This window comes from Streptomyces sp. NPDC090445 (assembly GCF_044769385.1).
Taxonomy (GTDB): Bacteria; Actinomycetota; Actinomycetes; order Streptomycetales; family Streptomycetaceae; genus Streptomyces.
This window is the reverse complement of sequence record NZ_JBIVXV010000031.1, coordinates 57698-84459: the sequence shown is the minus strand read 5'-3', so window position 1 is coordinate 84459 and position 26762 is coordinate 57698. Positions and strand designations below refer to the sequence as shown.

Below are 26762 nucleotides of genomic sequence, written 5' to 3'. Positions count from 1 at the left end.
AGGAAGATCTTGGTCGAACCCCTGGATAGCAGAGGCCCCTCCTGCATCTCGCCCACCCTTGACACCGCCGCCGAACTCTTAACTTCGTGGCATTGGTTGTTGGACGCGATCCGCTACCTGGTCGCGGGCGGGATCTCGTGGCGGGCGATGCCCGCGGACTTCCCCGATTGGGGCCGGGTCTACGCCTTCTTCCGCCGCTGGCGCGAGCACGGGCTGATCGCCGAGTTCCACGACCGGCTGCGCGGGACGGTCCGTGAGCGCGAGGGCCGCGAGGCCGAGCCCACGGCGGGGATCATCGACGCGCAGTCAGTGAAGGCCGCGGCCTCTCATAGCTCGCGTCCTGCAGCGAGGCTGGGACCTGCGGCTTCACAAGGCGTCTCACGCCGGTTCGGATGGGGCAGTCTCACGGGCCTGTCTGCCGGGCCAGCAGTACGGCAGCGAGATCGGCGCTCGCCTTCGCCCGCACGGTCACCGACTGCCGGGCCGCCGGGCGCGCGGCCACCAGCCCCAGAGCCCTGCGGGCCCATGGTCTCGGCCTGCTCGCCGTCGCCGGTCAGCAACGCTGTGGTGCCGGTGGACATCGCCAGCCGCTCCTCGTCGAAGGCGAACTCGCCGCCCACCCCGTCGTGGAGGTCGTCCCGGGTGCCGGTGTCGGTTTCGGCGGCCGCGGCCATCGCGCGCCCGGCTTGGTCGCTGTCGCCAAGGTGTCCGTAGGCGCGGGCCGCGATCGCGAGCAGCCTGCGCCGGCCGACGTCCTCAAGCCCGCCGAAGGCCAGCGCAACTCGCGCGTGCCGGACGCCCTCCAAGGGTCGGCCGGTGAAGTAGGCACAGATGGCCAGCGATCCGGCCGCGTACGCGCGCAACGGGTTGAAGCGGGCGGTCTCCGCGTACGGGGCCGCGCTACGGGCGAGGCGGGCGGCGTCGTCCAGGGCCCCGGGGTCGAACGCGGAAGTCGACAGCAGGGCGCAGGCCTGCCCGGCCAGTAGCAGAAGCTCCTGCTGCTGGACCGGAACGCTGGCCCTCGGCCCGGCCGCTGACTGCTGTCTAGCGGTCGCTGCCCACGGTGTCGGGCTGGGCCAGCCGTTCGGCGGTGTGCTCCAGCCCGACGCTGTGGGAGCCCTTCACCAAGACGATGTCGCCGGGCTCGATCAGGTCCTGGGCCACGGTGAGGGCGTGGTCCCGGTCGCGGGCGCTGACCACCTCCAGGCACGGGTTGTTCTCCTGGGCGGCGGCGGCCATCGCCTGCGCCTCGTCGCCGCCGACGGCGATCAGCACGTTCACGCCGGAAGCGGCGACGAGGCGACCGACCTGCCGGTGCCCGTCGCCACCGTCGGCGCCGAGCTCCTTCATCTCTCCAAGGACCGCGATGGTCCGCCGCCCGCTGCTCATGGCCTCCAGGGCAGTGAGCGCTGCCTGCATCGAATCGGGGTTCGCGTTGAACGCGTCGTTGATGACCCGTACCTCGTCGAGCCGGTCGGTAACCTCCATCCGTCCGGACGCCACCAGCACCGCGCGGGAGAGCGCGTCGGCCGTCTTCTCCACGTCGGCACCCAGCCCGATCGTGACGGCCGCTGCAGCCAGCGCGTTGGACACGTGGTGCGCACCGTGAAGGGTCAGGCTGACCCGCGCGTCCCGGCCGGCTGCGACGAGCGTGAACGAGGCCCGGCCCGCCGAGTCGAGCCTCACGTCCACCGCCCGTACGTCGGCGTCCTGCCCGGTGCCGAACGTCAGGACCTGGGCACGCGTCCGGGGTGCCATGGCGGCCACCAGCGGATCGTCGGCGTTGAGGATGGCCAACCCCTTGGCGGGGAGGGCTTCGACGAGCTCGCCCTTGGCCAGCGCGATCTGCTCCCGGCCGCCGAACTCGCCGACGTGTGCCATCCCCACGTTCAACACCAGGCCGACCGTCGGCGGGGCGATGCGCGTCAGGTGGGAGATGTGGCCGATCCCGCGGGCGCCCATCTCCAGCACGATGTACTTCACGTCCCGGTCCAGGTGGGTGACGGCCAGCGGCATCCCGATCTCGCCGTTGAACGACTTCACCGTGGCGATCGTCGGCCCGAGCTCGGGGAGCACCTGCGCGATCAGGTCCTTCGTGCTGGTCTTGCCCGCCGAGCCGGTCAGCCCGATCACCATCGCCTCCGGCACCCCGGCCAGCAGGGTGCGGGCCAGCGCGGCGAGCGCGTCCAGCACGTCGTCGACGACCACGGCCGGAACACCGACAGGGCGGGCGGCGAGGAGACCGCCACCGCCCCTGCCTTCACCGCGTCAGCTGCGAAGGCGTGCCCGTCGGCGTGCTCACCGGCCAGCGCGGCGAAGAGGCCACCCGGCTCGACCGCGCGCGAGTCGACGGCCGCCGGCGCGGTCACCAACACAGCCGGGTCCGGCACGTCACACAGACGGCCGCCGAGGGCGGCCGCGACGGCTTCAAGCGAAAGGGGGATCACGTAACCCACTCCGAATCACCAGGACTTGCCCGGCACGGCAGAGCGCCGCCCGGCTCAGTCCTTCGACCGTAACGCCTCCGCAGGCCGATACGTGCGAAACCAGCACAATCCATCCCAGAACAGGAGTACCACGTATGACGATGCAGCCCTTCGCGTCCGGCCTCATCGCCGTCGTCTCCGGCGGCAGGTCCACCGAGCGGGAGCGGTCGCTGATGTCCGGCCGCGCGGCCTTGGAGTCCCTCGACCGGCAGGGCTACACCACGCTGTTCCTCGACCCCGTCGACAAGGACTTCACCGACGGCGTTCGCCGCGCCCACGTGGCGTTCCTCGCGCATGCCGGGCAGTACGCCGGGGACGGCAAGCTCCAGGGGCTACTGGAGTGCCTGAACATCCCCTACACCGGCTCAGGTGTGGCAGCCGCCGCCATCGGCATGCACAAGGCCCTCGCCAAGACCATCGCGGCCGCCGCCAGCGTGGCGGTCCTGCCCACCGTCACCCTCCCGCCCCGGGACGGCGACGTGATCACGAAGGCGATCACCGGCACGATCACCTTCCCGCTGATCCTCAAGCCCCTGTCCGAAGGCGGCTCGATCGGCATGTCGGTCTGCCACGACACCGCCCAGCTCGCCGCCGCCCTGCTCACCCTCGACCCCGCTCTTCCCTCTTGGCGACCTCGACCACGGCCGATTACCCGCCCCCGACTACGCACCCGTGGTGACGTAGCTGTCGTGCGGGGAGCCGACGTCGCGGGCGGCCGCCGGCGAGAGGGGAGTGCTCCGACCGAACCGCCGCCCCGGCCGGCAGAGCTCGTCCAGCCGCTTGAAGATCCCGGCGGGCCTTGGCGGGACGCCAGGAAAGGGCAGCACGCCCCTTCAGAGTGGAATACCCCGACGCGACGCCCTGCACCGCGCCCTGCTCCGCGCCGCGTGGCGAGAAGCCGTTCTTGACGCCTTCTCAAGCCTGGTCAATCGTGTGATCGCTGATGCCCCGTCACTTCACCACCATAGGTCATCGGCTTGCCCAGCGACTTCCCGATCGTTGTGCGCCTCGGTGCCGGCAGAACCTCCGCCGGCACCGAGGCCTTTTCCAAGGAGACTCCTTGTCCGGCGACCAACACCTTCTCAAGGTCTACAGCGACCGCACCTACCTCCACACCACCACCGTCAGGCACCAGGGCACCACCGTGGCCCTGGCCATGGACGACCAGCGGCGGATCGTCTACAGCGTGCTGGACCTGTCCCGGCACGACGAGGCCAAGGGTGAGCTGGATGCCGCCTACTGGTCAGAGAATCCGGTCCCGCTGCGCTTACCCTCCGAGATCGCGGACGCCGGATTCGCGGTGGCCGGGACGGCCGCGTTACCGGTGGTCAAGAACGGCGGCCGGGTGGAGGCCGCGCCCGGGGAGCGGCTGGACGCGGACGAGGTCGATCCCTTCCTGTCCACGACGGCCCGGCTGACGGCTCTCGCGCCCTTCCACGCCCTGTCGGACGGCACGCACATCGTCGTGCTGCGGCAGTCGGTCGGGGCGGATCACCCCGATGCCGTGCACAAACTGGCCGGCGGTGGCTCCTCGGGCGATCCGGAGCACACCGGTTACGTCACCGACGCCGCGGGGGCCAAGGTCCCGCTGGTGCGGGACACGCTGCTGTGCGACCGGTTCCTGCTCGTCGGCGGCGAGCTCAAGCCCGTGCTGGAGGCCCGCTACCGGCGTAGCCGGCACAAGACCCGTCCGGACTCGGCCAAGGACAGCCTGGGGACGAGTGACATGGAGGGGCGTCCCTTCCACGAGCCGACGCAGGAACTGTCGTTCGTCCGCAATCTGTCCGGTGGGCGCTTCGCCGCGCTGCTCGTACCGACCGCTGTCCACGGCAGGCAGCGCTGGCAGGTCTTCGCACACAACGATGCGACGGGCCGCGTCGATTCCTTCAATGTCGAGCAGGGTCGCGACGGTCTGCTCAACCTGCAGGGCACGCAGGCCTGGACCAGTCCCGACCCGGCCCACCGCGACGCCGTCTACGAGTCCGGCCCCGGCATCTGTCCGTTCACGGGGCAGCCGCTGGTTCCCGTCGTCAGCACGGAGAGCCATGCCGAGACGGCGCTGGCGTTCGGTGAGGGCGAGGCGCATGTGCGGGTCGCCGACGGCCCGCAGCTGGCGGGGCGTGATTTCACGGTGGAGTTGTGGGCGCGGCGCACGGCGCACGGCCGGCAGGAGTTCCTCGTCGGCCACGGCGACGAGTCCGGGAGTCCCCTGAGGTCGCTGCACATCGGTTTCCGGCAGGATGACCGTTTCACCTTCGCCTTCTACGCCGACGACCTCAACACCGACGTGCCGACCACGGACACCGCCTGGCACCACTGGGCCTGTGTCTACGAGCACACCACCCGCCGGCAGACGATCTACCGTGACGGTGAGGTGGCGGGAAGCCGCACCACGGGCAGCGGCTACTCCGGCGCCGGCCCTCTGCTGCTGGGCCGTGCCCTCGCCCAGGGTGCCCGCGCCGAGCTCGACGAGGTCCGCGTGTGGGACCGTGCGCGCACCGCCGACGAGCTGGGGCGCGACAAGGGCGTCCGTCTCATGGGCAACGACCCGGGCCTCGTCGCCTACTACCGCTTCGACGAGGGCTCCGGCACCCGTCTGCACGACCAGACCGACCACGCACGCCATGGCGAACTCCTCGGCGGCCCGCAGTGGGTGACGTCCGAGGCGCCCATCGGCGACCACCCGGGCGTGCGCCGTGACAGCTTCGCCATCGCCGGTCGTCGCGTCGTCTCCGGCCTGTCCGCCGTGCTGTACCACCAGCAGGAGGACACCGCCGTCGGTTACGGCCGGGAGCCGAAGCCCGCCAAGCGTCAGGCCCGCGTGCTGCTGTCGTGCGCCACGTCCGGCCCCGACCCGAAGACCGGCGCGGCGGCCGAAGAGGCGTACGTGGCCACCGTCGACTTCGGTGTCGGGCAGGACGGGCGCCTGGCGCAGGTCCCGGACGAGTTGGCGCTGCCGGTGCTCGCCGCGCCGGAGGGCAGCTCCGACGTCGAGACGATCAGCGAGCTCGACGCCCGGATCCGCGCGTTGGTCCGGGACATCGCGGTCAAGGAGACCGAGGTCGCGGACCTCGCCCGGCGGACCGCGGACGTGCCGGAGCTGGAGCGGCTGCGTGAGGCGTATTACACCAGGTGGCAGGACGTCGCCGGCTGGACGTGCCGGCTCCGCTTCAAGAACGCCCGGGACGGCAAGCCGCAGTACCTCGCCGTGAAGGACGACGGCGCGGGCAGCGAACCGCCGCTGATCAGGACCTCCGACAAGGACGCGAAGTCGGCACTGTGGGCGGTCCTGATCCCGCCGGGCGCCAGCTGGAGCGGCCGCACTCCCTACCACCTGCACAACCCCCACACCGGCAAGGACATGAACGTCGCCGGTGATCGCCAGGACAACGAGGCGCCCCTGATCGTGTGGCCGCGGAAGACGACCGCCTGGAACACGCACTTCCACATCGACGAGCGGAGCGACGGCTACAGCACCCTCGTCAACAAGCACAGCGAGAAGGCGGTCTGCGCTCCCGACCGGCTCGGTGACCGCGTCGTCCAGTACGACACCGCCGCGGTCACCGAGTCGGGGGACGGGTTGATCGTCTTCGAGCGGGTCGCCCTCCACGAGTTCGGGCACCCCGACATCCGGTACGCGGGCACGCGTGTGGAGGCGCTGGACGCACAGCTCGCCGAGCTACGGCCCCAGCGTGAGCTGCTTGAGCGGCGTCGCCGCGAGATCGAGGCCCAGCAGGCCGAGCTGACGGCCAAGCGTGACGAGCTGGCCCGACTCACCGGCGGCCTCAAGGGTGCCGACGACATCGCGCTCCCCATGCCCCAGCTCTCCCTCGACCGCACGGGTCTGAGCTCTTCCGGCGCACTGCTGGCCTTCGCCCGCTCGGCCGACCGGCCGTATCTGCTGGACAGCGCCACCGGCAACGTCGTGCTGTACTTCCGCGGCACCAATGGCCAGTTCTTCGCGACCTACTACGACACCGCGGTGGTACGTGCCTCCCGCCGGCTGACGGCCGGGGACGGCCAGGCGGTCACGTTCACCGCCCGCGACTCCGGCACCGCTCTGGGGTCAGTGACGATCCGGGTCACGGCAGGGGACGGGCCCGGCCTGTGCAACGTGACCATCGAGCGGGGCGAGGAGCGCGAGACGTGGCAGCGGCTGCCGCGCCGGGCCGGCGACTTCGCCGCGATCGTCAACGGGGCGCCGGAGGAGCCCGTCACGATCGGCGCGGTGACGTCGTTCGACGCGACCACGCGGCTCCTGTCCGGCGGCCGGGCCGGTGACGTCGCCGGTGGTGTGCTCCGGCTCTCCGAACCCCTTTCCGTTGCGCTGCCCGCCCGTACGCCGGTCACGGTCGGCGGTCACCTGTACCTGGCGGAGGCCGATCACGCGGCAGGGGCCGCGTCGCTCCGGCTGGACAGGGGCGAGGGCGGCCCCGAGCCGCAGCCGGGCGAGGCCGTGCAGCGGCTGCGCTACGACCACCGGCTCGCCTCCTCCAACCGTCCCGGCGTGCCGCTCTCGGCGGGCTCCCGCCTGGTGCTGACCGACTCGGGCACGACGCAGGAGGTTCCGCTCGGCGAGGTCTCGGACCTGGTCGCCGGGCACGGCTGCCGCTGGCGCGCGGATCAGCCGGGCCGGGCGTACTCCTTCGACGGGGGGCAGAACGTCCTGACCCTGCCGCAGGAGCAGTTGGAGCGGGTGGCGGTGGCGCGTGACCTGACCGTGGAGGCATGGGTCAATCCCGAGCGGGTGTCGGGCGCGGCGCGGATCGTCCACGCCGGGACGGGGGACGTCCCGTACGCACTGGGGCTGCTGGCCCCGGACGCCGCCGTGGTGCCCGCCCTGGCCTTCGACGGCAGGAGCGGTGTGGCCATGACGGAGAACGGCTTCAGCCTCGCGGGCAGGTCGTTCACGGTGGAGTTCTGGGCGCGGCAGACGAGGGAGTGGGACGGCAAGGCGCAGTACGTCGTCGGCCACGGGACGTCGCACGCCACCGCCAGGGGCTCCCTGCACATCGGCTGGCGCGAGAACAGCACCTTCACCTTCGCCTTCTACGGTGACGACGCCACCACTCAGCACGGCCAGAACGACGCCGCCTGGCACCACTGGGCCTGCGTCTTCGACGCGGCGAGCCGGGATCAGGTGGTCTACAAGGACGGTGTCGAGGAGGCCAGGCGCGTTGCCACGAGCGCGTATCAGGGAGAGGGGCTGTTCAGCTTCGGCAGCCACTTCGGGGGCTGGGTGCCCGATTACGCCGCGGTGGAGATGGACGAGGTCCGGCTGTGGGGCACCGCGCGCACCGCTGCCGAGGTCCGGGAGCTGAAGAACGTACGGCTCACGGGCAAGGAGGCCGGTCTGGAAGGCTACTGGCCCTGTGGCGACCCGCTCGCCCAGGTGAGCGGCAAGCCGGGGGTCCTGGACCGTTCCGGCCGGGACCGGCACGTGTACCTGCGCGGAGGCGTCACCACCGCGACCGCGCCGGCCGCGCTGGAGCGGGCCGCGGACACGTCGTACCGGATCGTCGCCGGGGCCGGTGACCGGATGGTGGTCACCCGGGACTCCTTCCCGCCGCACGAGTGGTCGCACCTGGCCGCCGCGTACGAGCAGTCCTGGGCTGTCGGGCTCTCGGACGGCGCGTACCTGGAGGCGCCCGACAACGACGCGCTCGACATCCCCGGCGACCTCACGATCGAGGTCTTCTGCCGGGTCGACGCGCTCGGTGCGACGCAGGGGCTGCTGTCCAAGGGCCGGGTCGCCGACGGCTCCGGCGGCAGCGTTCCGTACCGGCTGCTCGTCCTGCCCGACGGACGGCTGGAGTTCGGTTTCGAGGAGCCGGACGGCAGGCTGGTGCGCTTCGCCTCCACCGAGGCCGTGCGCGCCGGGACGTTCCACCGTCTGGCCGTCGTCCGCAAGAGCGGCCGGTCGATGCAGGAGCGCAAGGGCAGTAAGGAGATCACCGCGGCGGGCGCCGACGGCAAGCCCGTCCGGCAGACGGTCGAGCTCGTGGAGTCCGTCGACGCCCAGGAGTGGCAGGACATCCGCTTCTTCGTCGACGGCCGTGAGGCGGGCTCCGCCCGCTACGGGGGCCCGGGTGCGAAGGGCAACACCGGCACGCTCGACATCGGCCGGGTCCGTGAGGGTCTGGAGACCCACTTCCTGACCGGCGTCGTCGCCGAGGTACGGCTGTGGGGGCTGGCGCGGGATGCGGCGCAGCTCGGCACGCCCGTCACGGCGCGCGACCGGGGACTGACCGCGCAGTGGCGGTTCGAGGAGAACGCGGGCAACACCGCGGCGGACGCCACCGGCTCGCACCCGGCCCGGCTGCGCGGTGCGCGCTGGACCCGCAATCCCGACCCGCGGGGCAGCACCTTCCGGATCTACCGCAACGGCGTCTCGCTGGCGTGCGAACCCTTGGACGCGGCGGATGCGGCGGGCGCGGCCGGCTTCGCCGACTACGGCGACGCCCAGCTCTCCCTCGGCGCGCGGCTCAAGGCGGGCCGGGCCACCGAGTCCTTCCACGGTGTGCTGGAGGAGGTACGGATCTGGCGCACCGGCCGTACCCAGGAGCAGGTGCTGGACAACCTCTTCACCCGGCTGCGGGGCGAGAAGGACGATCTGATCGCCTACTGGTCCTTCGACCGGGCCTCCACGGATGAGGGTGCGAACGTCGTGCGCGACGAGGGACTGCGGGGCAATGACCTCACGTTGCGCGGGGCACCGCAGCGTCCTTCCGCCGTGTTGTCCACCGCGCCCGTCTCGAGTGACACGGCCCAGGTCCGCTCGGCGCTGGCGGCGATGCGCACGCCCTTCCACGAGACGGTCACGGGGGCGCCGGCCGTCGCCGAGTACGCGGACATGCAGTACACCGCGAAGGGCGAGGCGTTCGGCGTGCTCAAGCGGGCGTACGGCTACCTGCGCGACGGGCGCTGGCACCTGGTGACCGGCTACAAGGTCGGCGATCTGGTGAGCGAGTGGGTCAGCCAGGTGCAGTTCGACCCGCAGCTGGTCGGCTACGTCGAGGGCGCGCCGCCGGTGCCGTCGGAGAACCTCACGCCCCACACGATCGATCCCGACCGTGCGACGTACGACGGTGCCGCCTCGGTGGAGTTCACCGAGGCCGAGGAGGTGGTGCACTCGCTGTCGTCGGCCAAGGAGCGCAGCGTGGACGCGGCGTTCGACTTCGCGCTGGCGAACGAGGTCGACGTCGACATGTGGATGATCGCCGCCCCGCTGGGCTTCGGTGTCGCCAAGTCGATGGCGAAGGCGAAGGTGTCGGTGGGCGTGCGGGGCAGTCTGGAGTTCTCCAACAGCTGGGCCGACGAGACCTCCGTCTCGCAGACCGAGAACACGACCCGTGCGATGAAGGTCGACCTGTCGGGCAGCTGGGAGGACCCGCTGAGGCCCCTCAACCCCGCCGTCGGCCGCCGCTACGTGCCGGTCAACACCGGCTTCGCCGTGGTGCAGTCACAGACGGCCGACGTCTTCGCTCTGCGTCTGGCGCACAGCGGGGCGCTGGTGGCCTATCGCATCCAGCCCAACCCGGACGTGCCCAAGGACTGGAACGTGATCGCCTTCCCGCTGAACCCGCGCTACACCAAGCAGGGGACCCTGGACGGCACGGTGGGCTACGACGGACGCGGCCGGGTCCTCGACCCGGACTACCCGTCGGCGCGTGAGCACGGCGAGTACAGCTACTACAAGCCGCGCGAGGCCTACGCCCTCAAACGGCGCATCCAGCGGGAGCAGCAGCGGTTGCGCAGCTACTACGAGACGGTCTCCACCGAGACGCACGCCCCGGACCCGACCGCCGAGCGGGCCGGCCGCGTGCTGGGCGGGGCCATCGGCGGCGACACCTCGCCGGGCAAGGGTCGTGAGACCGCCGGCAACGCCACCGGCGACGGCTTCTCCCGGCGCGACCTGGTCAACACCTACGTCTGGACGGCGGACGGCGGGTTCTTCGCCGAGACGACGGAGACCGCGGACGCGGTGAGCGAGACGACGTCCGGCTCGTACTCGCTGTCCGGTTCGGTGGGCGCGTCCGTCGGCACCTCGTTCGACGTCATGGGGGTCGGTGTGAACGCGCAGCTGGACGCGTCGGTCGGTGGCGGCATGACCGTCACGCGGGCGCGCGGCAAGCAGGCCACGCGTTCCTTCGGCCTGAACGTCACGTGCGCTCCGTCCGGCAACGTGCAGCAGTACGACGCCAACCGCAAACCGGTCTTCGACGCCGACGGCAAGCCGGTCAACGCGCCGGGCAAGGTCGACGCGTACCGGTTCCTCAGCTTCTACCTCGGGGAGGACACCGAGCACTTCGAGACCTTCTTCCACAAGGTCGTCGACCCGGCCTGGCTGGAGAACGGCAGCGACCCCAACGCGGCCGCACTGCGGCAGGCGCGCCAGTCGGACCGGAAGCCGCCGTGCTGGCGCGTCATGCACCGGGTGACGTTCGTCAGCCGGCTGCTGCCGCCGGTGCCGTCCGCGGACGCGCCTCCGCTGGAACACACCATGCGGGCGTTGGACCTGGACAGCAACTACGAGCTGGTCCGCCGCCTCGACCCCTACGTCAAGGCCGCTGCCACCGGTCGCACCGAACTGGCCGGCGCGGTGCGCACGGCCCTGGGCGCGCACCTGCCGGAGCTGCAGCCGCACGCGGAGGAGGTGATCGCCTTCCTCGCGCAGTACTACGGCGTGGAGGGCTGACGTGCAGCGATGACTCGGAGGGCTGACGTGCACCGGTGACACGGTGCGCGGCACGCGGTGCCCGGGCGGTCTTCTGCCGCCCGGCACCGCGTTCCGAAACCATCCCGGTCACCGCGCAAGATCTCGGTCGGCGTCGTCGAGTTCCGCGAGCGTGGAGAGTCGGCGGTCAAGCTCTGCGACGGTGTCCGTGCGGCTGGAAACGGCGATCAGGGCTCGCTGGGACAGGCCGTAGTCGAGTGTGGCGGCGGCCGGGGCGCTGTCTTGCACGCTTTTCCGGCCGGTAGCGTCCCTGCTGTGGCTGTGACCTGGACAGGAACACAGCGAACATGTCCGGGACGTGAGCGGACTCGCTGGGTCTCACTCGATCTGGCGAAGATCCCCCTGCCCTGCGGCGGCTCGCACGACGGAGCCGTCCCAGGCTACTACTCGCAGACCCTCGTCACCCAGGACGGCCGGCACGCCTCGGCCGTGACCAACGCCTATCTGGTCACCAATATCCCCGCAGCGCAGATGCACAAGATGACCCTGACCGCCGCCCGGTGCGAGCCGCAGTCCTGATCCCGGTCCACGCTGGCGGACCGGCCCCCGCGGGTCGTTGATCCCTCCTCAACGGTCGTTGACCGGATCGTCGTTGATCACACAGGGCCGGGAAGCCATCGTTGATGTCGTGAGTCGCCGCCCCGAAGAGCGGCGCTCTCCTCCCCGCAGGACCGGCCCGAACCTCGTGTTCGACGACGAGGAGCGACATGACCGGCTACGCCATCCCGCTGACCGTCCGTGAACCGGCAGCCCCCGGGACGCCCGGAATCGTGCCCGGCACCGCCAGGGCGGGCGCGATCTCCAGGACGATGTCGGCGAAGGCCCGGACCCGCTCGTCGGCATCGTCGCGCGTACGCCACACCAGTCCGTGCTCGACCGGCGGCATGTCGGTCATCTCGACGAACCGGATGTCCGGCCGCTGGTACAGCACGAGCAACTGGCCGTCGCCGGGGACGATCGCCCGCCCGTCCGCGACCAGTGCCAGCGCCTCGGCGTACGTGGCGCACGGTTCGGGGTACCTGCCGATCACCCGTCCACCGGGCGTCCGCCGGGGCGTGTGGAAGTCGCTCCAGTACTCAGGGGCGGAGCCCGCCACGGAAACGAAGGTCTCGCCCGCGAGGTCCTCGAACGACGCCGAGCCGCGCCCCGCGAGGCGGTGGTCCGCGGCCAGGCACACGTACCTGGGACCGGACGTGACCACCGCGCCGACCGTCAGGTCCGGCTCGAGGACCGGCAGAGCGGTGAGCAGCAGGTCGGCGCCGTCGTCGCGCAGCTGCGTCACGTGGTGGTCCAGCCGGGTCTCCACGACGCGCACACCGCAGTGCGGGTTGCGCCGCTCGAAGACCCCGCGGGCGGCGGAGAGGATACGCCCGGCCTGGGTGCCCATGAACCCCGCCGTGAGAGTGCTCCTGATGCCGCGCCCTGCCAGTTCGGCACGGTCCAACGCGAGCTTGATGCCCTCGTACAGCGGCAGCAGATCGTCCCGCAGGTCACGCCCGATGGGCGTCAGGGCGACGTGGCGACTGGTGCGTTCGAACAGCGGCGCGCCGATGCGGCGCTCGATCTTCTTGAGCGTTTTGCTGACCAGGCCGGTGGTGACGTGCAGGCGCTCGGCGGTGCGGCCGAAGTGCAGTTCCTCGGAGAGCGCCAGGAACACCTCCATCTCCGTGCGTTCCATCGCGTACTGCCCGCCTCCGCTGGTCCCTTGATCGACGTCCACGATCTTGCCGCATGGGTGGCACCCCCTCGACGACAGGGTGCCGCGGCCCCGGCCCCACCGGAACCATCCCCGATCCCCTGACTCACACCCCATCGAACTGTCTTGAGGATGTACACATGCGAGTGATCATGCAGAGTTCCGTCGGCGGCCCGGACGTGCTGGAGGTCGTGGAAACCGACCGCCCCGCTCCCGCGCCCGGCGAGGTGCGCGTACGCGTGCACGCCACGGGAGTCAACCCGGCCGACGGCAAGGTCCGCTCCGGGTACGTGCAGTTCTTCGGCGAGCCGCCCTTCGTCCTGGGGCACGAGTTCAGCGGGGTCGTCGACGAGGCGGGCGAGGGGGTGAGCGCCTTCCGGCCCGGTGACGAGGTGTTCGGCTGGGTGACCCCGCCGCACGGCAGCCACGCCGACTACGTACTCGTACCCGAGACCCACATCGCGCCCAAGCCCGAGACCCTCGACCACGTCCACGCCGGGGCACTGGGCATCGCCGGCCTGACCGCCTACCAGACCCTGGTGAACATCGCCCGCGTACAGCCGGGTCAGCGCGTCCTGGTGCACGCGGCGGCGGGCGGCGTGGGGCACCTCGCCGTCCAGATCTCCAAGGCGCGCGGGGCGCACGTGATCGGCACGGCCCGGGCGAACAAGCACGCCTTCCTGCGCGAGCTCGGCGCGGACGAGCTGATCGACTACACGACGGCCGACTTCACGGACCTGCGCGACGTGGACGTCGTCATCGACACGATCAGCGGAGAGTACGGGCCGCGGTCGCTCCGCACCCTCAAGCCCGGCGGCATCCTCATCGACGTCGTCGGCGTCGGGGTGGACCGGACCGCAGTGCGGGAGCGGGCACAGGCCGACGGGGTGCGGTTCGTCGAGTACTTCCTCGAGCCGACCCCGGCGGACCTCGTGGGCTTCGCCGACCTGATCGACCGCGCCGGCGTGCGCCCGTTCGTCGAGGAGACGCTGCCCCTGACCGAGGCGGCCAAGGCCCACGAGCTGATCGAGAGCGGACGCGTACGCGGCAAGATCGTGCTCGTGCCCTGACCCCGGGAACAGTCCGCCCGTCACCCGGGCACACCGCTGTGGCTGCTCGCCGACCTCTTCGATTCCCTGATCGAACAGCCCGGAGCCATCGACCGGATGATGCGGAAGACCTTCGACTCCATGGCCGCCGGACACAGCTGACCTGGAGGCGATGCCCGACGGGTGGCTATCGGCGGAAGCAGCCGTGGCTACGATGCGGAACGCCCCGACCCCGGCAGTTGCGATGCCGGGGTCGGGGCGTTGTCATCGGGTGGCTACCCGAGCCAGACGATGTTCAGGACGGTCAGACGGTTCAGCAGCCTGTTCACCCAGTAGGTGAGGAACAGCTGGCCCACCGAGGCGTAGCGCACGTCCTCGCCCTCGGGGTCGTCGGCGTTGAACTGCCCGAAGCCCCAGGGGTCGGCCGCGGCGGCGTCCAGGACGTCCCACACGGTGTCTTCAGCGGGCTCGGGCAGGGCGTCGTCCTGGGCCGCACCCGGCTGGACGCCCTGCGCCTCCTCGCCGGGCCTCACACCACCACATCCCTGGCCCGCGCCCTCCACGTCAGCAACGCGACGGCCTCGTCCCACGCGGCGGCGCTCAGATCGGCAGGCATGGCGACGACGACCCGCACAGGCCGCTCGGTCACCCACCAGCGCACGGCCCTCGGCACGCTGATTGCGGGCGCCTGACCGCCATAGTTCGCCACAGGACGGAACCGGCCACGCTGCACAGGTGAAGTATCTGACCACACTCGCGGAGAAAGTCGGCAAAGAGCGTCGATGCCGAGTTCGCCAACCGTCGCCACCACCAGCGGCCCACCGGTCACATCCGGTCCGTCGACACGGGCGCACTGGTCGAAATCGAACAACGCGAGCTGGGCTCCGATGACCGGCTGTTGAGCGTGATCGACGGCGGAAGAGAGGTGATCCGACATGGCCCGCACCGCCATCGCCGACACCGCTGAGGACACCACCGCCGCTTCCGACACTCCACCGCGTCGTCACCCGGGCCTTCGTCCAGTCACCGCCAACCACCCTGTCGGCCGCACGAGCAGCATCGCCGCACAGCCGGACGAGCCACTGCCGGTAGAGGACAGGAGCTGACCTATATGACTGCGACACTACCCACATGACGACCTTCCGTGGCCTCGCCACCATCCGCTACCACGCTGACGACCTGGCCGCCGCCCGCGCCTGGTACACCGAAGTCCTGGGCGTGGAGCCGTACTTCGAACGACCCGATTACATCGAGTTCCGGCTCGGCGACCACCTGCAGGAGTTGGGCATCTCGCGTACCCCCTCCGCCCCGGCGGGCGTGGTCGCGTACTGGCACGTGGACGATGTCGACGCGGAGATGGCCCGGCTGCTCGGGCTCGGCGCGAAGGAGCACGAGCCGCTTCGCGACTACGGCGGCTTCCGGGCCGGAGCCGTACTGGACCCGTTCGGCAATGTCCTCGGCGTGATGTACAACCCGCACTACCTGGAGGTGCTGGGCGCCCGCTGCCCCAGGTGACCGCACCCCGAGGGGTGCCCGGTCGGGCATGGTGCCGGGCGCTGCGTCCGCTGACTTGCCGCGTAGCGTGGACCCCTCCGGTGCCGACGGACCCGGAGCACGCGACGGACCTTGTGGCGCCCTCCGGCCCGATCGGACCCTATGCCCCCGCGGGACCGGCCGCACTTGGCCTTGGGGTCCGATCCGGCAGGCGGCCGGCACGCGTCCAGGACCCGTAGCAGACCGGCCCGCACCCGCTGGGGCGATGTGGGGCGCCGGCGGCCGTAACGCGGCTTGGAGTCGGCGAGGTCAAACAGGTGGGCGGGCTCGGCCGGGTCGAGTCGCAGTGCGCGGGTCACCGCAACCAGCACCGAGGCTGAAGCGTTCGAGGTGCGGCCGCGCTCCAGCCGCACGTAGTGGTCGACGCTGACCCCGGCCAGCTGGGCCACCTCCTCGCGGCGCAGGCCGGGCACCCGCCGCCGGGCCCGTGTGCGGGCTGAGGCCCACCTCGTCCGGGCTGATCCGGGTCCTGCGGGAACGCAGGAAGTCCCGCAGCTCCAGGTTGGGCTCGCGCCCGATTACGAGGCCTGGAGGAAGTCCGCCGACGGCGTCCTGTACCTGCAGGTCGTGGCCGAGACCATCGCCTACGCGTACGGCCGGCCGGCCGCACAACGTCACCATCCGCGAGATCGTCCTCGCCGCCGCCGGCCGGCAAAAGCCGAAGCACAGCCCCGTGGATGAAGGCGGGAGCGACCACGTTCCGGCGGGGGCGCCGAGTGCACGGCCGCCGGGCCCGCCCCGGGTGCGACCTGGGTAGCCAAGGCGGGCACGAGGGATGCGAGGTCGGATCGAACCGTCGGGTATGGGCAGGTCCGGTGGGCCGGGGTGAAACCGCAGCAGGTTCGTGCGCCGCTGCGGGCGGGTTGCTCGGATCGGCCCCGCCGTGCCGCCCGCGAGGACACCACCGCCTACCCGGATAGTCTGCGGAAGGTCTACGGCAAGGCCGGGCGGTTCTCGCCGGTCTCGTCACACCCGCCGCACTTTCAGGAACTGCCCTCGGCGTACCCGTGGGCACCGTACAGGCGGACGAATCGGGCGGCGGTGAGCGTTCGGAGGCGCCCGAGGCCCTCGGGAAGGCGCTCGTACAGCTCCACCTGCTCCCGCCCGCCCGGGCCCACGGGCTGGACCAGCCGCCCGCCGATGCGCAGCTGTGCCACCAGGGGATCCGGCACCTGCGGAAACGCCGCGCAGACCAGGACGGCGTCGTACGGGGCCCTGTCCGGCGCGCCCAGCGTGCCGTCGCCGAGGACGACCTCCACAGTGCCGAACCCCTGGGCAGCCAGTCGGCGGCGGGCCTCCACGACCAGCTCGGGCCGGCGCTCGACGCTGACGACGTGCCCGGCCAGTCGGGCCAGCAGCGCGGTCTGCCAGCCGTAGCCCGTCCCGATCTCCAGCACCCGCTCGCCGCCGGTCAGGCCGAGCGCGGCGACCATCATGGCGACCAGCGAGGGCTGTGTGGTCACCTGGCCGCCGGGCAGGGGCACCGGGACGTCCCGGTACGCGGAGTCCGCCTCGGCGGCGGGCACGAATGCGGCCCGCGGGACGGTCCGGATGGCCTCCAGCAGCCGTACGTCGGTCACTCCGGCCATCCGGGCCGCGCGGACGAGGTGCTCGGCGGAAGGCTCGTGGAACGACAGCCTCATTTCCTCCATCACCACTCCCGGGGCACTCCCAGGTACCCCTCCTCCGATGATGCGCGCGCGGACGGGACCGGTGAAGACCGGTTGCGCGGGCCGAGCGGATGGCCGAGATCCGGTGGCGGTGGGAGGCGGTGGCTCCCGCCAGCCAGGGCTCGAGCCCCGCCATTTACGTGGGCGGCAACCAGTCGACCCCGCCGAAGCCGTACGCAGTCAAAATGTCGTCCGTCCCCCTCTACGCAACCGACATCAGCGGCGGGTGGCAACAGCGACCCACGCCCACTCCGCTGGGCACGAAGGGCGCCCGGATTCGTCAGCGGTGCGACAACCACTGGACGACGTCTCCGCGGAGCCGATCGCCGTCGGTCGGATCGCGGCGATGGCCCCGTCCAGTCAGCAACCGGCCGCATACCCGCTCGCACCTGTCCCCGACCCGTCGGTCACCGTCCGGACACGCCACGCCGGGGGCGACGGCGAGCGGAAAGTCAACGTCGCCGAGGGCCGGCGTGCGAGTTCGGCAGGCCTTGACGGTGCGGGCGCCCGTTCGGCGTGCGCCAGGCGCGCCGTGGGGTGGTGTGGGGCCCGCGGTCTCCGTTGGGGCCATGTGCATCAGCCTCCGGCGACGCGCCGCCGGTGGCCTGTGGGAAGGCACCTGCTCCCCCCGATCATGGGATACCGCATGAGGTGACCGTTGCGTAGGGAAGGTCGATGGGGGACATGACGGACGGGAACGAACCGGTGCTGCCGGAAGTGGTGGGCACTCCCGCCCGGGGCGCACAGCCGGGCAGTGCTCTGGCCCGGTGGATGTTGCACCATCAGGTTCAGCCTGTGGGGCCGGCAGCGGACGAGGGGCATGCCGAGCCGCACGCCTGGTGGAAGGTGATGTGCCTGACGGGTGTCGACTACTTCTCCAGCCTGGCCTACGTGCCGGCGATCGCGGCGCTCGCCGCGGGGGTGGTCTCGCCGTTGGCGACCTTGTTCATCGTGGCGCTGACCCTGGTCGGGATGCTGCCGATGTACCGGAGGGTAGCGAAGGAGAGTCCGCACGGCGCCGGGTCCGTGGCGATGCTGGAGGATCTGCTGCCGTTCTGGTGGGGCAAACTGTTCGTCCTGATCCTGCTCGGTTTCGTCGCCACCTCGTGGATCATCACCATCACCCTGTCGACGGCGGACGCCTCGGTGCACGTGGTGGAGAACCCGTTCTTCCCGGAGGCCCTGCACGGCCACGAGGTCGCTCTGACGATCGGCTTGCTGCTGGTCCTGGGAGGTGTGTTCCTCCTGGGATTCAGTGAGGCGGTCAAGGTCGCGATCCCCCTCGTCGCTGTCTTCCTGGTCCTCAATGCCATCGTCATCGGCGTCGGAATGGAACACGTCGTCACCACGCCGGGGGCGTTCTCGGCGTGGACCGACGCCCTCGCCGACCTCGGTGGATTCGGCGACCTGGTGGGGCCGGCGCTGCTCGCGTTCCCGCTGCTGGTCCTCGGCCTGTCCGGATTCGAGACCGGAGTCAGCATGATGCCGCTCATCGCCGCGGACGGAGCGGACCCGGGGCAGCGGCTCCGCTCGCGTATCCGCAACACCCGCAAGCTGCTGACGACGGCCGCACTGATCATGAGCGTCTACCTCCTGGCCTCCAGCTTCGTCACGACCATCCTCATCCCGCACGAGGCGTTCGAATCCGGTGGCGCGGCCAACGGCCGCGCGCTGGCCTGGCTGGCCCACGAGCAGATCGGGGAAGCCTTCGGCACCGTCTACGACATCAGCACCATCCTCATCCTGTGGTTCGCGGGCGCCTCCGCCATGGCGGGCCTGGTCAACATCGTGCCGAGGTACCTGCCCGGCTACGGCATGGCTCCCGAATGGGGACGCGCCGTACGACCGGTCGTGCTCGTCTACACCGCCCTGTGCATCATCATCACGATCGCGTTCGACGCGGACGTCGACAAGCAGGCGGGCGCCTACGCCACCGGCATCCTGGCCATGATGGTCTCCGGCGCGTTCGCCGTCACCGTCTCCGTCGTGCGCAGCCGCAAGCGCACCGCCGCCACCGGTTTCGCGCTGCTCACCGCGATCCTGCTGTACGCCCTGGTGGCCAACATCATCGACAAGCCGGACGGCATCACCATCTCCGCCATGTTCATCGCCGGCATCATCTTCGTCTCACTCGTTTCGCGGGTCTCACGCACCACCGAACTGCGCGCCGACCGCATCGTCTTCGACCCCGCTGCGCGCCGGTTCGTCACCAACACCCTCGCGCACGACAACGCAATCAACATCATCGCGAACCGGCGCCAGGCCGGGGATGCGGCCGAGTACGCCGACAAGGAACGCGAACAGCGCGGCACCAACCCCGTTCCCGGCCCCGCCGACGTGCTGTTCCTGGAGATCGACGTGGTCGACCCCTCCGACTTCAGCGACACCCTCACCGTCCGCGGAGTCGAGGTCGATGCCTACCGCATCCTGCGCGCCCAGGCCCCGGCCGCGCCCAACGCCATCGCGGCCATCCTGCTCGCCCTGCGCGACGCCACCGGCGTCCAACCGCACTGCTACTTCGCCTGGGCCGAAGGCAGCCCCCTGGTCCACATGGTCCGCTACTTCCTCCTAGGCCGTGGCGACACCGCCCCCGTCACGCGCGAGATCATCCGCAGCCACGAACCCGACCCCGACCGACGCCCCGGCATCCACGTGGGCGGCTGACCCGTCGCAATACCCTTGGCGCGGGCGTGCTCCGAACGAAGTGGCAGCCGCCCGGTCCGCCGCACGCCCGTGCGACTCCGCGCGGCCCCGGGCCTGCCGGCCCACGGCCGCTCCCCGTGTGGCATCCCAACAGGGTCCGGATGGAGCTCGACACGTTCGACATCGCCTACGGCCCTGTTGACCGGGATGTCCTCCTGTCGAGGCCGACCGTTGTCATCGACGAGTGCGGCCCGGTTCGATAGAGGAGACGGAGCGTCGTCAGTTGCCGGCTCGTGCCGCTCGGGCTCGGGGCGGGGATCGGCGCAGGCCTTGCTCCAATGGGCGTACGGCTCGTTCGAGGCGGGGGCATCGCTGCCGGCAAGTGCGTGCCGGGGGCCGTGACTGCCGGGAATCGGTGGGCGAAGCGGATCCCCCGTACGGATGATCTCGGCGCTCGGGTGTACATATGCGTCTCGTGCCTGGGCACGTAGCAGCTGATCATCCGCCCTTCCCGACAGGACCGCCCATGTCGATCGCCTCCAGCGCCGAAGCCGCTCTCGTCGCCAAGCGCCACATCTTCGCCATGCTCGATGTCGACGGCGACGGGGTGATCTCCCTGCCGGAGTACCTGTCCCGGCCCCATCGCCTGGCGGAGGCGCTCGGCCTCGGCGCTGAGGAGCCGCGGGTGCGGACCTCGGTCGCCGCACACGAGGAGGTGTACGCCGCCATGGATGCGGACGACGACGGCCGCGTGACGTTCGAGGAGTACGCCGGCTGGGCGGGTACCGATGCTTTCGACGCGTCGTGCAGGCCCGCACTCGGATCGCTGTTCGACCTCGCGGACGCGGACGGTGACGGCTGCCTCGACCGCGAGGAGTTCACCCTGCTGCGCTCCACGCTGGGCAACGCTGAGGATCGCGCCCGAGCCGCTTTCGACGTCCTCGATGCCGACGGCGACGGTCGCGTCGAACGCGAGGAATACCTGGACTCGATCCGCACCTACGTCTCCCAGGGCGCCTCCCCCATGGCCGAGACCCTACACACCGGCGCAGGAGCCTGACGAGGGCGCGAGCACCGGTCTCCGGGTGGAGGGTGACGACCTGGGGCCGGAGCTCTCTCGGTCGGCCCGACTCGGCTAGCGGTCATGCGTCGCCATCGGGGAGGTGCGCAACCATGGTCGCATGTGCGACGTGTGATCCGGTGGGGCGGCTTTCGCCTGTCCCCCACCGGAGGGTGGATCCGACCGGGGCACGACCGACCGGGACGCAACGCCAACGAGGACGCAGGGCACGAGGCGGACCGAGACGGTGAGGACCCGTGTGGTGCGCACGGTGTTCCGCCTCGTCATGGCTGTCCCGGTCCTGCTGCTCGCTGTGCGCGCCCACGAGGAGTCGGCCGCCTCACCGGCACGGTCCAACGGAGCATGCGCACGGCTGAGGCCACGATCACGGAGCTGACGTCGACACGGAGTCCGGGAGGGGCGGCGCATGCGCGGCTGCGAGTACCTCGTCGCCGTGACGGCCGAGGAGACCGAGGGCGCCTGCTGACCGTGCACACGCTGCACTGGGCCGATGAGATCCGCGCCCCCAGGGTCTCGGCGGCGGGCCGGCCGCGTTGCGTGGCTGCGAGCCGGCTGAAGGCCTGCTGATACGGAACGCCATATGCGGTGCTGGCGCTGTCGGCCAGGAGCCGGTGCAGATCCTCCCTGGCCACGCGGATCTCACCCATGGCGCACTCCGTCCATGCTGGGGGCCGGCCCATCACCGGCCCCCCTCGTCGTTGGTGGCAACTCTGCAGGGTGGAGGGGCGTCACGCCGGCGCCGTCGACACGGCTGGGAGCAACCAGGACTGAAGAGTCGGGGGCGACGCCAACGCGCCGTGCCGCGGGGCCTCTCCAGAGCAGTGCGAACGAAAGGGGAAGCTGCCCGTCGCTCTCGTGATCGAGAGTGCTCGCAAGGTCTGCGCCTATCTCGTTCTGACCGACCACCACAATGAAGGCCGGCACGATCCTGTCAGCGTGATGCCCAGCCTCGCCAAGGGCCCGGGCAACGTCGTTCAGATCGACATGTTCTTCGACCATGACGACCACCGTATTGCCGGACTCACCGGCAGGCTCCGGTGCGGTGCAGTGTGTCCGGCAGGCCCGGATGGCTTCGTCCAGACCGTCCATCCTGGGCCGGAGATTCTCCCGTGATGGCGCTCTTTGAACCTCCCCAGGTGCCGCTCTTCAGGTGGCCAAACCTGCTCAGGTGATCTCCCCACCTATTGCGTGATCTCCGCGGCGTGTCGAACTGGTGTCGGCGTGTCCTGGAGAGCTTGCGTGAGCACGGAGTTTGGCCTGTTGAAGGGCCCTGGATGCTCACCTGGGAGGAAGACGTGGATGCTCACGCACTGCGCCGCCAGGGCTGGTCGATCTCGGCGATCGCCCGGCACCTGGGGCACGACCGCAAGACGATCCGCGCCTATCTGAATGGCGAGCGGGTCTCCGGATACCGCCGCCAGTCGCCGGACGCGTTCATGCCCTACGTGGAGTACTGCCGCCAACGGCTCAGCGATGACCCCCACTTGTGGGCCTCGACGCTCTCGATGAAGTCGTGGAACTCGGCTATCTGGGCGGCTACTCCACCTTCACCCGGGCCCTGCGGCGATACAAAGCCCGTCCGCACTGCGAACCCTGCCGGGCTTCGAGCGGCCGAGACGTGGCGATCATCGCGCATCCTCCGGGTGAAGAGATCCAGTTCGACTGGGTCGAGCTCCCGGACCCGCCCGCAGAATGGGGCGTCGGCGCCAACGCACATTTGCTCGTCGGTGCCCTGGCTCACTCGGGACGATGGCGGGCCGTGCTCGCGGAGGCGGAGACCTTCCCGCACCTGGTCCAGTCCATCGATGCCGTGCTGCGGCGGCTGGGCGGAACGGCCCGAAGGTGGCGGTTCGACCGGATGGCCACCGTCTGCCACCCGCCGACCGGACGGATCCTGCCGGCCTTCGCCGCCGTCGCGAAGTACTACGGAGCCGGCGTCGACATCTGCCCACCGCGACGGGGCAACCGCAAGGGTGTCGTCGAGAAGGCCAACCACTCAGCGGCCCAACGCTGGTGGCGAACCGTCCCGGACGGCATCAGTATCCAGGCAGGTCAAAGCGGCGTCGACAAGCTGGCCGCACAGATGGACAGCCGTAAACGCAAGCTCGACGGAGCATCTACCACCGTTGCCGAGCTCGCCGAAGCCGAGCCGCTGCTTGACCTGCCGACCCGCCCGTTCCCCGCCGAACTGGAACAGACCCGCGTCGTCAGCCCGCAAGGACTCGTCGCCTTCGCCGGCAACTACTACTCCGTCCCTCCGGGGCTAACTGGCGCCCAGGTCACAGTCCGGATCCGGCTGGGCGAGGACGACCTGCACGTGGTCACCACCGGTCGCGCGATCATCGCCCACCACCGCCGGGCACCGGACGGAGCCGGGCAGACCGTCCGGGACGCCGGACACGTCATCGCTCTCGAACGAGCCGTACTCGCCTCGTTCTCCGACAAAGCTCCCTGCCGGACCAAGGTCCGTCGGCCTCCATCGGCCGCGGCCCAGGCAGAAGCAGAGAAGCTTCGCGGCCGACCTGAATCGGACGTCGCGAACCGGGTCGTCATCGACCTGGCCCACTACGCCGCCGTCGCCGACCGGCTCCGGCAGGCCCCCACCCACGAAGACCAGGAGCGCGAGAGTGAGTGACACCATGCCCATGAGCGAGGCCCGCCGCTACCAGCAGCTGCGAGGACACCTGTCCTATCTGAAACTCAACGATGCAGCCGAAGCCCTTCCCCGCGTCCTGGACCAGGCTCGAGCCGAACGCATGACCCTCACCACTGCCCTGGAGAAGCTCCTCGAGATCGAAGTCGAGGCGACCGAGGCCCGCAAACTCTCCTCCCGGCTGAGGTTCGCCTGCCTGCCAGAACCATGGACTTTGAACGACTTCGACTTCGCCGCCCAGCCTGGCGTCGACGAGAAGCTGATCCGCGATCTGGCCACCCTGAGGTTCCTCGACAACGCTTCCAACGTCCTGCTGGTCGGACCGCCCGGCGTCGGCAAGACGATGCTGGCCGTCGCGCTCGCCCGCTCCGCCGTTGACGCCGGCCACCGCGTCTACTTCACCACCGCCGCCGAGCTCGCGGCCAAGTGCCACAAGGCCGCACTCGAAGGCCGCTGGTCGAGCATCATGCGGTTCTTCGCCGGCCCCCGCCTGCTCGTGATCGATGAACTCGGCTACCTCCCGCTGCCGGGCGACGGCGCTTCAGCGCTCTTCCAGGTGATCAACCAGAGGTATCTGAAGTCGAGCACGATCCTCACAACGAATGTCGGTATTGCAGATTGGGCAGGCGCTTTCGGCGACGCGACCGTTGCCGCCGCGATGCTCGACCGGCTCCTGCACCGCGCCGCCGTGGTCGGCATCGATGGCCCGTCCTACCGTCTCCGCTCGCACCAGTCCCACTCCGACAACCTTCGCAGGGGGGTGACCGGACGTGCTGGTTGAATTCCGGGAGTGCCCCATCTGCTGGACGTCGTTCCAGGTCAACTCCAATGCGGCGGCCAGGCACACCTACTGCACACCCCGCTGCAAAGCAGAAGCAGGCCGGCGCCGGCGCCGCGAACGCGACGAAGCCGCTGATGCTGCCGAAGGCGAAGCGATGGCGCCAGCGTCGCCGGACCCGACACCTCTCGCACCCACAGCCGTCCGGAACTGCCCGCACTGCGACAAACCCGTCACCATCGTCGCCCTGCTGGCCACTCCCGAAGCTGCACGGCCCACCATCCCGATGGCGAATCCGGGCGTGATCCCCATGCGCCGCAACTGAACAGGCGCAGGTCACTGACCCTGCCGACCGCAGGACGGCAGGGTCAGCCGACGTCGCCGAACATGCTGCTGATGTTGTTCCACATGAAGGCGTCCTTCCAATCCGGACGCCCCTCAGCCCAGCCGGTCAAAGCCGCGATCACCTTGTCCTGGGAGATCGTCCGGGTCTGGTAGTGCTCCGCGGCAGTCCCATCGCGGAACTCCGGGCTGGACGCGGCTTGGTGGAACCCGCCCTGGATCGTGCTGGTCCGCTTCGGGTCTGCCGGGGCGGCGACATCCCAGAACGTGTCGGGCCGGACCCGCCTGTGGCTCAGCCCTCCACGCCGTGGCGGAGGCGCTGGGGACGGCGTCGGCGGGCCGGTGCGGCCGGTGGCCGCGTTGACCGTGGCCTGGCCGCGGGTGATCAGCTCACCTCGGGAGGACCGGCACCAGGGGTCGCCCGTCGGTGAGCAGCCGGCTGATCGCGTGCGCGGCGGCGTCGTCGAGGAAGTACAGGTTCATGATCTGGCCGTTGTCTCTTGTCCAGAAGCGGTGTCCGCCCTGCTCCAGGTCGTCCATCAGGTAGCTGACCAACAGCGTGTCTGCCCAGTCGTCGTGCACCTCGGCGGTCCAGCGCTGCCGCCGGCCGTCAACGGTGTACTCGATCCACGCCTTTCGCGACTCGAGGTCGACGTGGTCCTGCACGTCGGTGAAGGCGTCCGGACGGCCGGCGATCCGGCACAGCTGGCGTGCGATCCCGACGTAGGCGCCGGGACCGTGGACGCACTCGGTGTCGAAGCTCCACGCCCGGTCGCAGAACCACCGCCCCCAGGGTTCGCGCTCCACCTCGACGCCCAGTACCGACAGGAGGAGTTCGTACGGCCTGCGCTCGAACAGGTCCCTGGGCAGCGAGTACAGCAAGTCGTCGATGGTCCTGCCGGCCGCGAGCGGTAGGCCGAGCTCTGCCAGCCGGGTGATCTGTATGTCAAGTTCCACGGCGGCCGATCCTAGTGGTCGCCGCCGACAGCGAGTGCCGGGCCGCAGCAGTGCGTCGTCGTGGCCGCCGGCTTTCTCCACCACGCCTGGCGTGGACGGTGTCCGCACGGGCGGTAGCGACGCCCGTCTGACGCTCTGCCACTGCAGGACGGCGCGGACGTCCCGGCAATTGCGGCGTCCGCACCAGGTCCACAGGCGCACGCGGGGCGTCGCCGGTCGCGCGGCGGCGTCAGGCGCACATTCGCTCCAGGGCATGCCTGACCGTCCCGCTGGGCTCGCGGGAAGCGGCGCGCACCTCTCCGAGGGCGATTACCGGCCGGACGGTGTCGAGCAGGTCGATCAGCAGGTCGGCCGTCGACGCCCAGAAGTACGCGCTCCAGTCGCCTCCGTCGGCCCACGGGGACAACAGGAGCAGTCGCTGTTCGTCGCCGGGACCGGCAAAGCGCCGCTGCTCCTCGCGGTCCGTTCTCGTCACGGGACGCGCCTCGAGCCGTCGCCCCAGCGTCTCGAGCTCCGCCGCGGTGACCTGCGTGGCGGTTGCCTCGAGCATGCCGGAGCCGCGGAGGAGCGCGAAGTCCCATACCCGCGTGTAGACCCACTGGGCGAACGTGTCCGCGTGCGGCAGCCAGCCGCCGGGCTGCACGCCGTCCCAGGAGAGCAGCACGGGCGGGTCCTCGGAGCCGTCCAGCTGCACGGCAAGGCAGTAGACGCCCTGGTTCTCCTGCAGGAACGGCAGCAGGTCGTGTGCCAGGGGGGCGAATTCGCGTTCCTCCTGCTCGTCCAGGTCTTCCGGCCATTCCTCGTCGTCGGTCGGCCAGTAGAACGTCTCCGGCCGGCCGAGGCTCTCGACCGGGTAGACGTGATCGGCGTGGCGCGCCGGTTCCAGGATCGTGGTCGCGGCGGCGAGGGCGTACCAGTCGCACACCGACCGGGGAAGTGCCTGGCCGTGCTGCGCCGCGAGCGCGTCCAGTCGGGCTATGGCGGCATCCGAGCGTTCGGGGCGCGCATCCGCCAGAGCCAGGGCGGTCGCCAGGTAGTCCATGTCCCTCAACCGTTCGTCGTCGACGTAGCGCGTCTTTCGCACCAGCGGATCTATATCAGGCCTCGCCAACAATC

Annotated in this window: 20 protein-coding genes and 2 pseudogenes; 12 read left to right on the top strand and 10 right to left on the bottom strand. The window is 70.7% G+C overall.

All coding sequences use genetic code 11. The features are described from left to right. Nucleotides 1–96: 96 nt before the first annotated feature. Nucleotides 97–321 (top strand): annotated as a pseudogene (locus ACIQUT_RS34670) (transposase); the annotation flags it as partial. 5 nt (nucleotides 322–326) lie between these two features. Here ACIQUT_RS34670 and ACIQUT_RS34665 read toward each other — a convergent pair. Continuing rightward, the gene (locus tag ACIQUT_RS34665) at nucleotides 327–863 is read right to left on the bottom strand and encodes a hypothetical protein (RefSeq protein ID WP_403568936.1); all 537 of its coding nucleotides are present in this window, start codon (nucleotides 861–863) and stop codon (nucleotides 327–329) included. A gap of 181 nt (nucleotides 864–1044) precedes the next feature. Then, nucleotides 1045–2447 (bottom strand): annotated as a pseudogene (gene murF / locus ACIQUT_RS34660) (UDP-N-acetylmuramoyl-tripeptide--D-alanyl-D-alanine ligase). A gap of 134 nt (nucleotides 2448–2581) precedes the next feature. On the opposite strand from murF, the gene ACIQUT_RS34655 reads away from it, so the two are divergent. Next, the gene (locus tag ACIQUT_RS34655; RefSeq protein ID WP_403568927.1) at nucleotides 2582–3394 is read left to right on the top strand and encodes a hypothetical protein; all 813 of its coding nucleotides are present in this window, start codon (nucleotides 2582–2584) and stop codon (nucleotides 3392–3394) included. Between the two features lie 152 nt (nucleotides 3395–3546). After that, complete coding sequence (locus ACIQUT_RS34650; RefSeq protein ID WP_403568925.1) at nucleotides 3547–11184, top strand: LamG-like jellyroll fold domain-containing protein; 7638 nt, start codon at nucleotides 3547–3549, stop codon at nucleotides 11182–11184. A gap of 108 nt (nucleotides 11185–11292) precedes the next feature. Here the strand turns inward: ACIQUT_RS34650 and ACIQUT_RS34645 are convergent, their stop codons facing one another. Continuing rightward, nucleotides 11293–11451, bottom strand: coding sequence for a hypothetical protein (locus tag ACIQUT_RS34645; protein WP_403568923.1), 159 nt, complete (start codon nucleotides 11449–11451; stop codon nucleotides 11293–11295). Between the two features lie 27 nt (nucleotides 11452–11478). Between ACIQUT_RS34645 and ACIQUT_RS34640 the strand changes: the two genes are divergently transcribed. Beyond that, nucleotides 11479–11742 carry a hypothetical protein gene (locus ACIQUT_RS34640; protein WP_403568921.1) on the top strand — a complete coding sequence of 88 codons (264 nt, stop codon included), beginning with the start codon at nucleotides 11479–11481 and terminating at the stop codon, nucleotides 11740–11742. Nucleotides 11743–11938: 196 nt separating this feature from the next. On the opposite strand, the gene ACIQUT_RS34635 is transcribed toward ACIQUT_RS34640, so the two are convergent. Beyond that, nucleotides 11939–12901: a LysR family transcriptional regulator gene (locus tag ACIQUT_RS34635; protein ID WP_403568919.1), complete on the bottom strand. Its 963-nt coding sequence runs from the start codon at nucleotides 12899–12901 to the stop codon at nucleotides 11939–11941. A 158-nt stretch (nucleotides 12902–13059) separates the two neighbouring features. Between ACIQUT_RS34635 and ACIQUT_RS34630 the strand changes: the two genes are divergently transcribed. Further along, nucleotides 13060–13989 carry an NADP-dependent oxidoreductase gene (locus tag ACIQUT_RS34630; RefSeq protein ID WP_403568918.1) on the top strand — a complete coding sequence of 310 codons (930 nt, stop codon included), beginning with the start codon at nucleotides 13060–13062 and terminating at the stop codon, nucleotides 13987–13989. A 254-nt stretch (nucleotides 13990–14243) separates the two neighbouring features. On the opposite strand, the gene ACIQUT_RS34625 is transcribed toward ACIQUT_RS34630, so the two are convergent. Both ACIQUT_RS34625 and ACIQUT_RS34620 read right to left on the bottom strand, forming a co-directional pair. After that, nucleotides 14244–14501: a hypothetical protein gene (locus ACIQUT_RS34625; RefSeq protein WP_403568916.1), complete on the bottom strand. Its 258-nt coding sequence runs from the start codon at nucleotides 14499–14501 to the stop codon at nucleotides 14244–14246. Then, nucleotides 14498–14941, bottom strand: a complete 444-nt coding sequence (locus ACIQUT_RS34620; RefSeq protein ID WP_403568915.1) for a hypothetical protein — start codon at nucleotides 14939–14941, stop codon at nucleotides 14498–14500. Before ACIQUT_RS34620 ends, ACIQUT_RS34625 begins: the two co-directional genes overlap by 4 nt. 158 nt (nucleotides 14942–15099) lie before the next feature. On the opposite strand from ACIQUT_RS34620, the gene ACIQUT_RS34615 reads away from it, so the two are divergent. Further along, the gene (locus tag ACIQUT_RS34615; protein WP_403568913.1) at nucleotides 15100–15483 is read left to right on the top strand and encodes a VOC family protein; all 384 of its coding nucleotides are present in this window, start codon (nucleotides 15100–15102) and stop codon (nucleotides 15481–15483) included. On the opposite strand, the gene ACIQUT_RS34610 is transcribed toward ACIQUT_RS34615, so the two are convergent. Both ACIQUT_RS34610 and ACIQUT_RS34605 read right to left on the bottom strand, forming a co-directional pair. Then, a complete protein-coding gene (locus ACIQUT_RS34610; RefSeq protein ID WP_403568934.1) occupies nucleotides 15447–15911 on the bottom strand; it encodes a helix-turn-helix domain-containing protein in 465 nt (154 codons plus the stop codon). The two genes, ACIQUT_RS34615 and ACIQUT_RS34610, sit on opposite strands and share 37 nt — an antisense overlap. A gap of 594 nt (nucleotides 15912–16505) precedes the next feature. Further along, nucleotides 16506–17174 carry a protein-L-isoaspartate(D-aspartate) O-methyltransferase gene (locus ACIQUT_RS34605; protein ID WP_403568912.1) on the bottom strand — a complete coding sequence of 223 codons (669 nt, stop codon included), beginning with the start codon at nucleotides 17172–17174 and terminating at the stop codon, nucleotides 16506–16508. 702 nt (nucleotides 17175–17876) lie between these two features. Between ACIQUT_RS34605 and ACIQUT_RS34600 the strand changes: the two genes are divergently transcribed. The 6 genes from ACIQUT_RS34600 to ACIQUT_RS34575 all read left to right on the top strand — a co-directional run bounded on the left by ACIQUT_RS34600 (nucleotide 17877) and on the right by ACIQUT_RS34575 (nucleotide 24672). Then, a complete protein-coding gene (locus ACIQUT_RS34600) occupies nucleotides 17877–19856 on the top strand; it encodes an amino acid transporter (RefSeq protein WP_403568932.1) in 1980 nt (659 codons plus the stop codon). A gap of 505 nt (nucleotides 19857–20361) precedes the next feature. After that, the gene (locus ACIQUT_RS34595) at nucleotides 20362–20895 is read left to right on the top strand and encodes an EF-hand domain-containing protein (protein ID WP_403568910.1); all 534 of its coding nucleotides are present in this window, start codon (nucleotides 20362–20364) and stop codon (nucleotides 20893–20895) included. 876 nt (nucleotides 20896–21771) lie between these two features. Beyond that, nucleotides 21772–22029, top strand: a complete 258-nt coding sequence (locus ACIQUT_RS34590; protein ID WP_403568909.1) for a hypothetical protein — start codon at nucleotides 21772–21774, stop codon at nucleotides 22027–22029. Between the two features lie 373 nt (nucleotides 22030–22402). Next, the gene (locus ACIQUT_RS34585) at nucleotides 22403–23551 is read left to right on the top strand and encodes a Mu transposase domain-containing protein (RefSeq protein ID WP_403568907.1); all 1149 of its coding nucleotides are present in this window, start codon (nucleotides 22403–22405) and stop codon (nucleotides 23549–23551) included. Next, nucleotides 23544–24350, top strand: a complete 807-nt coding sequence (gene istB / locus ACIQUT_RS34580; RefSeq protein ID WP_403568905.1) for an IS21-like element helper ATPase IstB — start codon at nucleotides 23544–23546, stop codon at nucleotides 24348–24350. The genes ACIQUT_RS34585 and istB overlap by 8 nt, the downstream gene beginning before the upstream one ends. Beyond that, the gene (locus ACIQUT_RS34575; RefSeq protein WP_403568904.1) at nucleotides 24340–24672 is read left to right on the top strand and encodes a hypothetical protein; all 333 of its coding nucleotides are present in this window, start codon (nucleotides 24340–24342) and stop codon (nucleotides 24670–24672) included. The genes istB and ACIQUT_RS34575 overlap by 11 nt, the downstream gene beginning before the upstream one ends. A gap of 407 nt (nucleotides 24673–25079) precedes the next feature. Here ACIQUT_RS34575 and ACIQUT_RS34570 read toward each other — a convergent pair whose 3' ends face one another. Together ACIQUT_RS34570 and ACIQUT_RS34565 are read right to left on the bottom strand one after the other, a co-directional pair. Then, nucleotides 25080–25646 carry a hypothetical protein gene (locus tag ACIQUT_RS34570; RefSeq protein WP_403568902.1) on the bottom strand — a complete coding sequence of 189 codons (567 nt, stop codon included), beginning with the start codon at nucleotides 25644–25646 and terminating at the stop codon, nucleotides 25080–25082. Nucleotides 25647–25875: 229 nt separating this feature from the next. Then, nucleotides 25876–26730 (bottom strand): hypothetical protein, encoded by an 855-nt coding sequence (locus ACIQUT_RS34565; protein WP_403568900.1) that lies wholly within the window; start codon nucleotides 26728–26730, stop codon nucleotides 25876–25878. Between the last annotated feature and the right edge of the window lie 32 nt (nucleotides 26731–26762).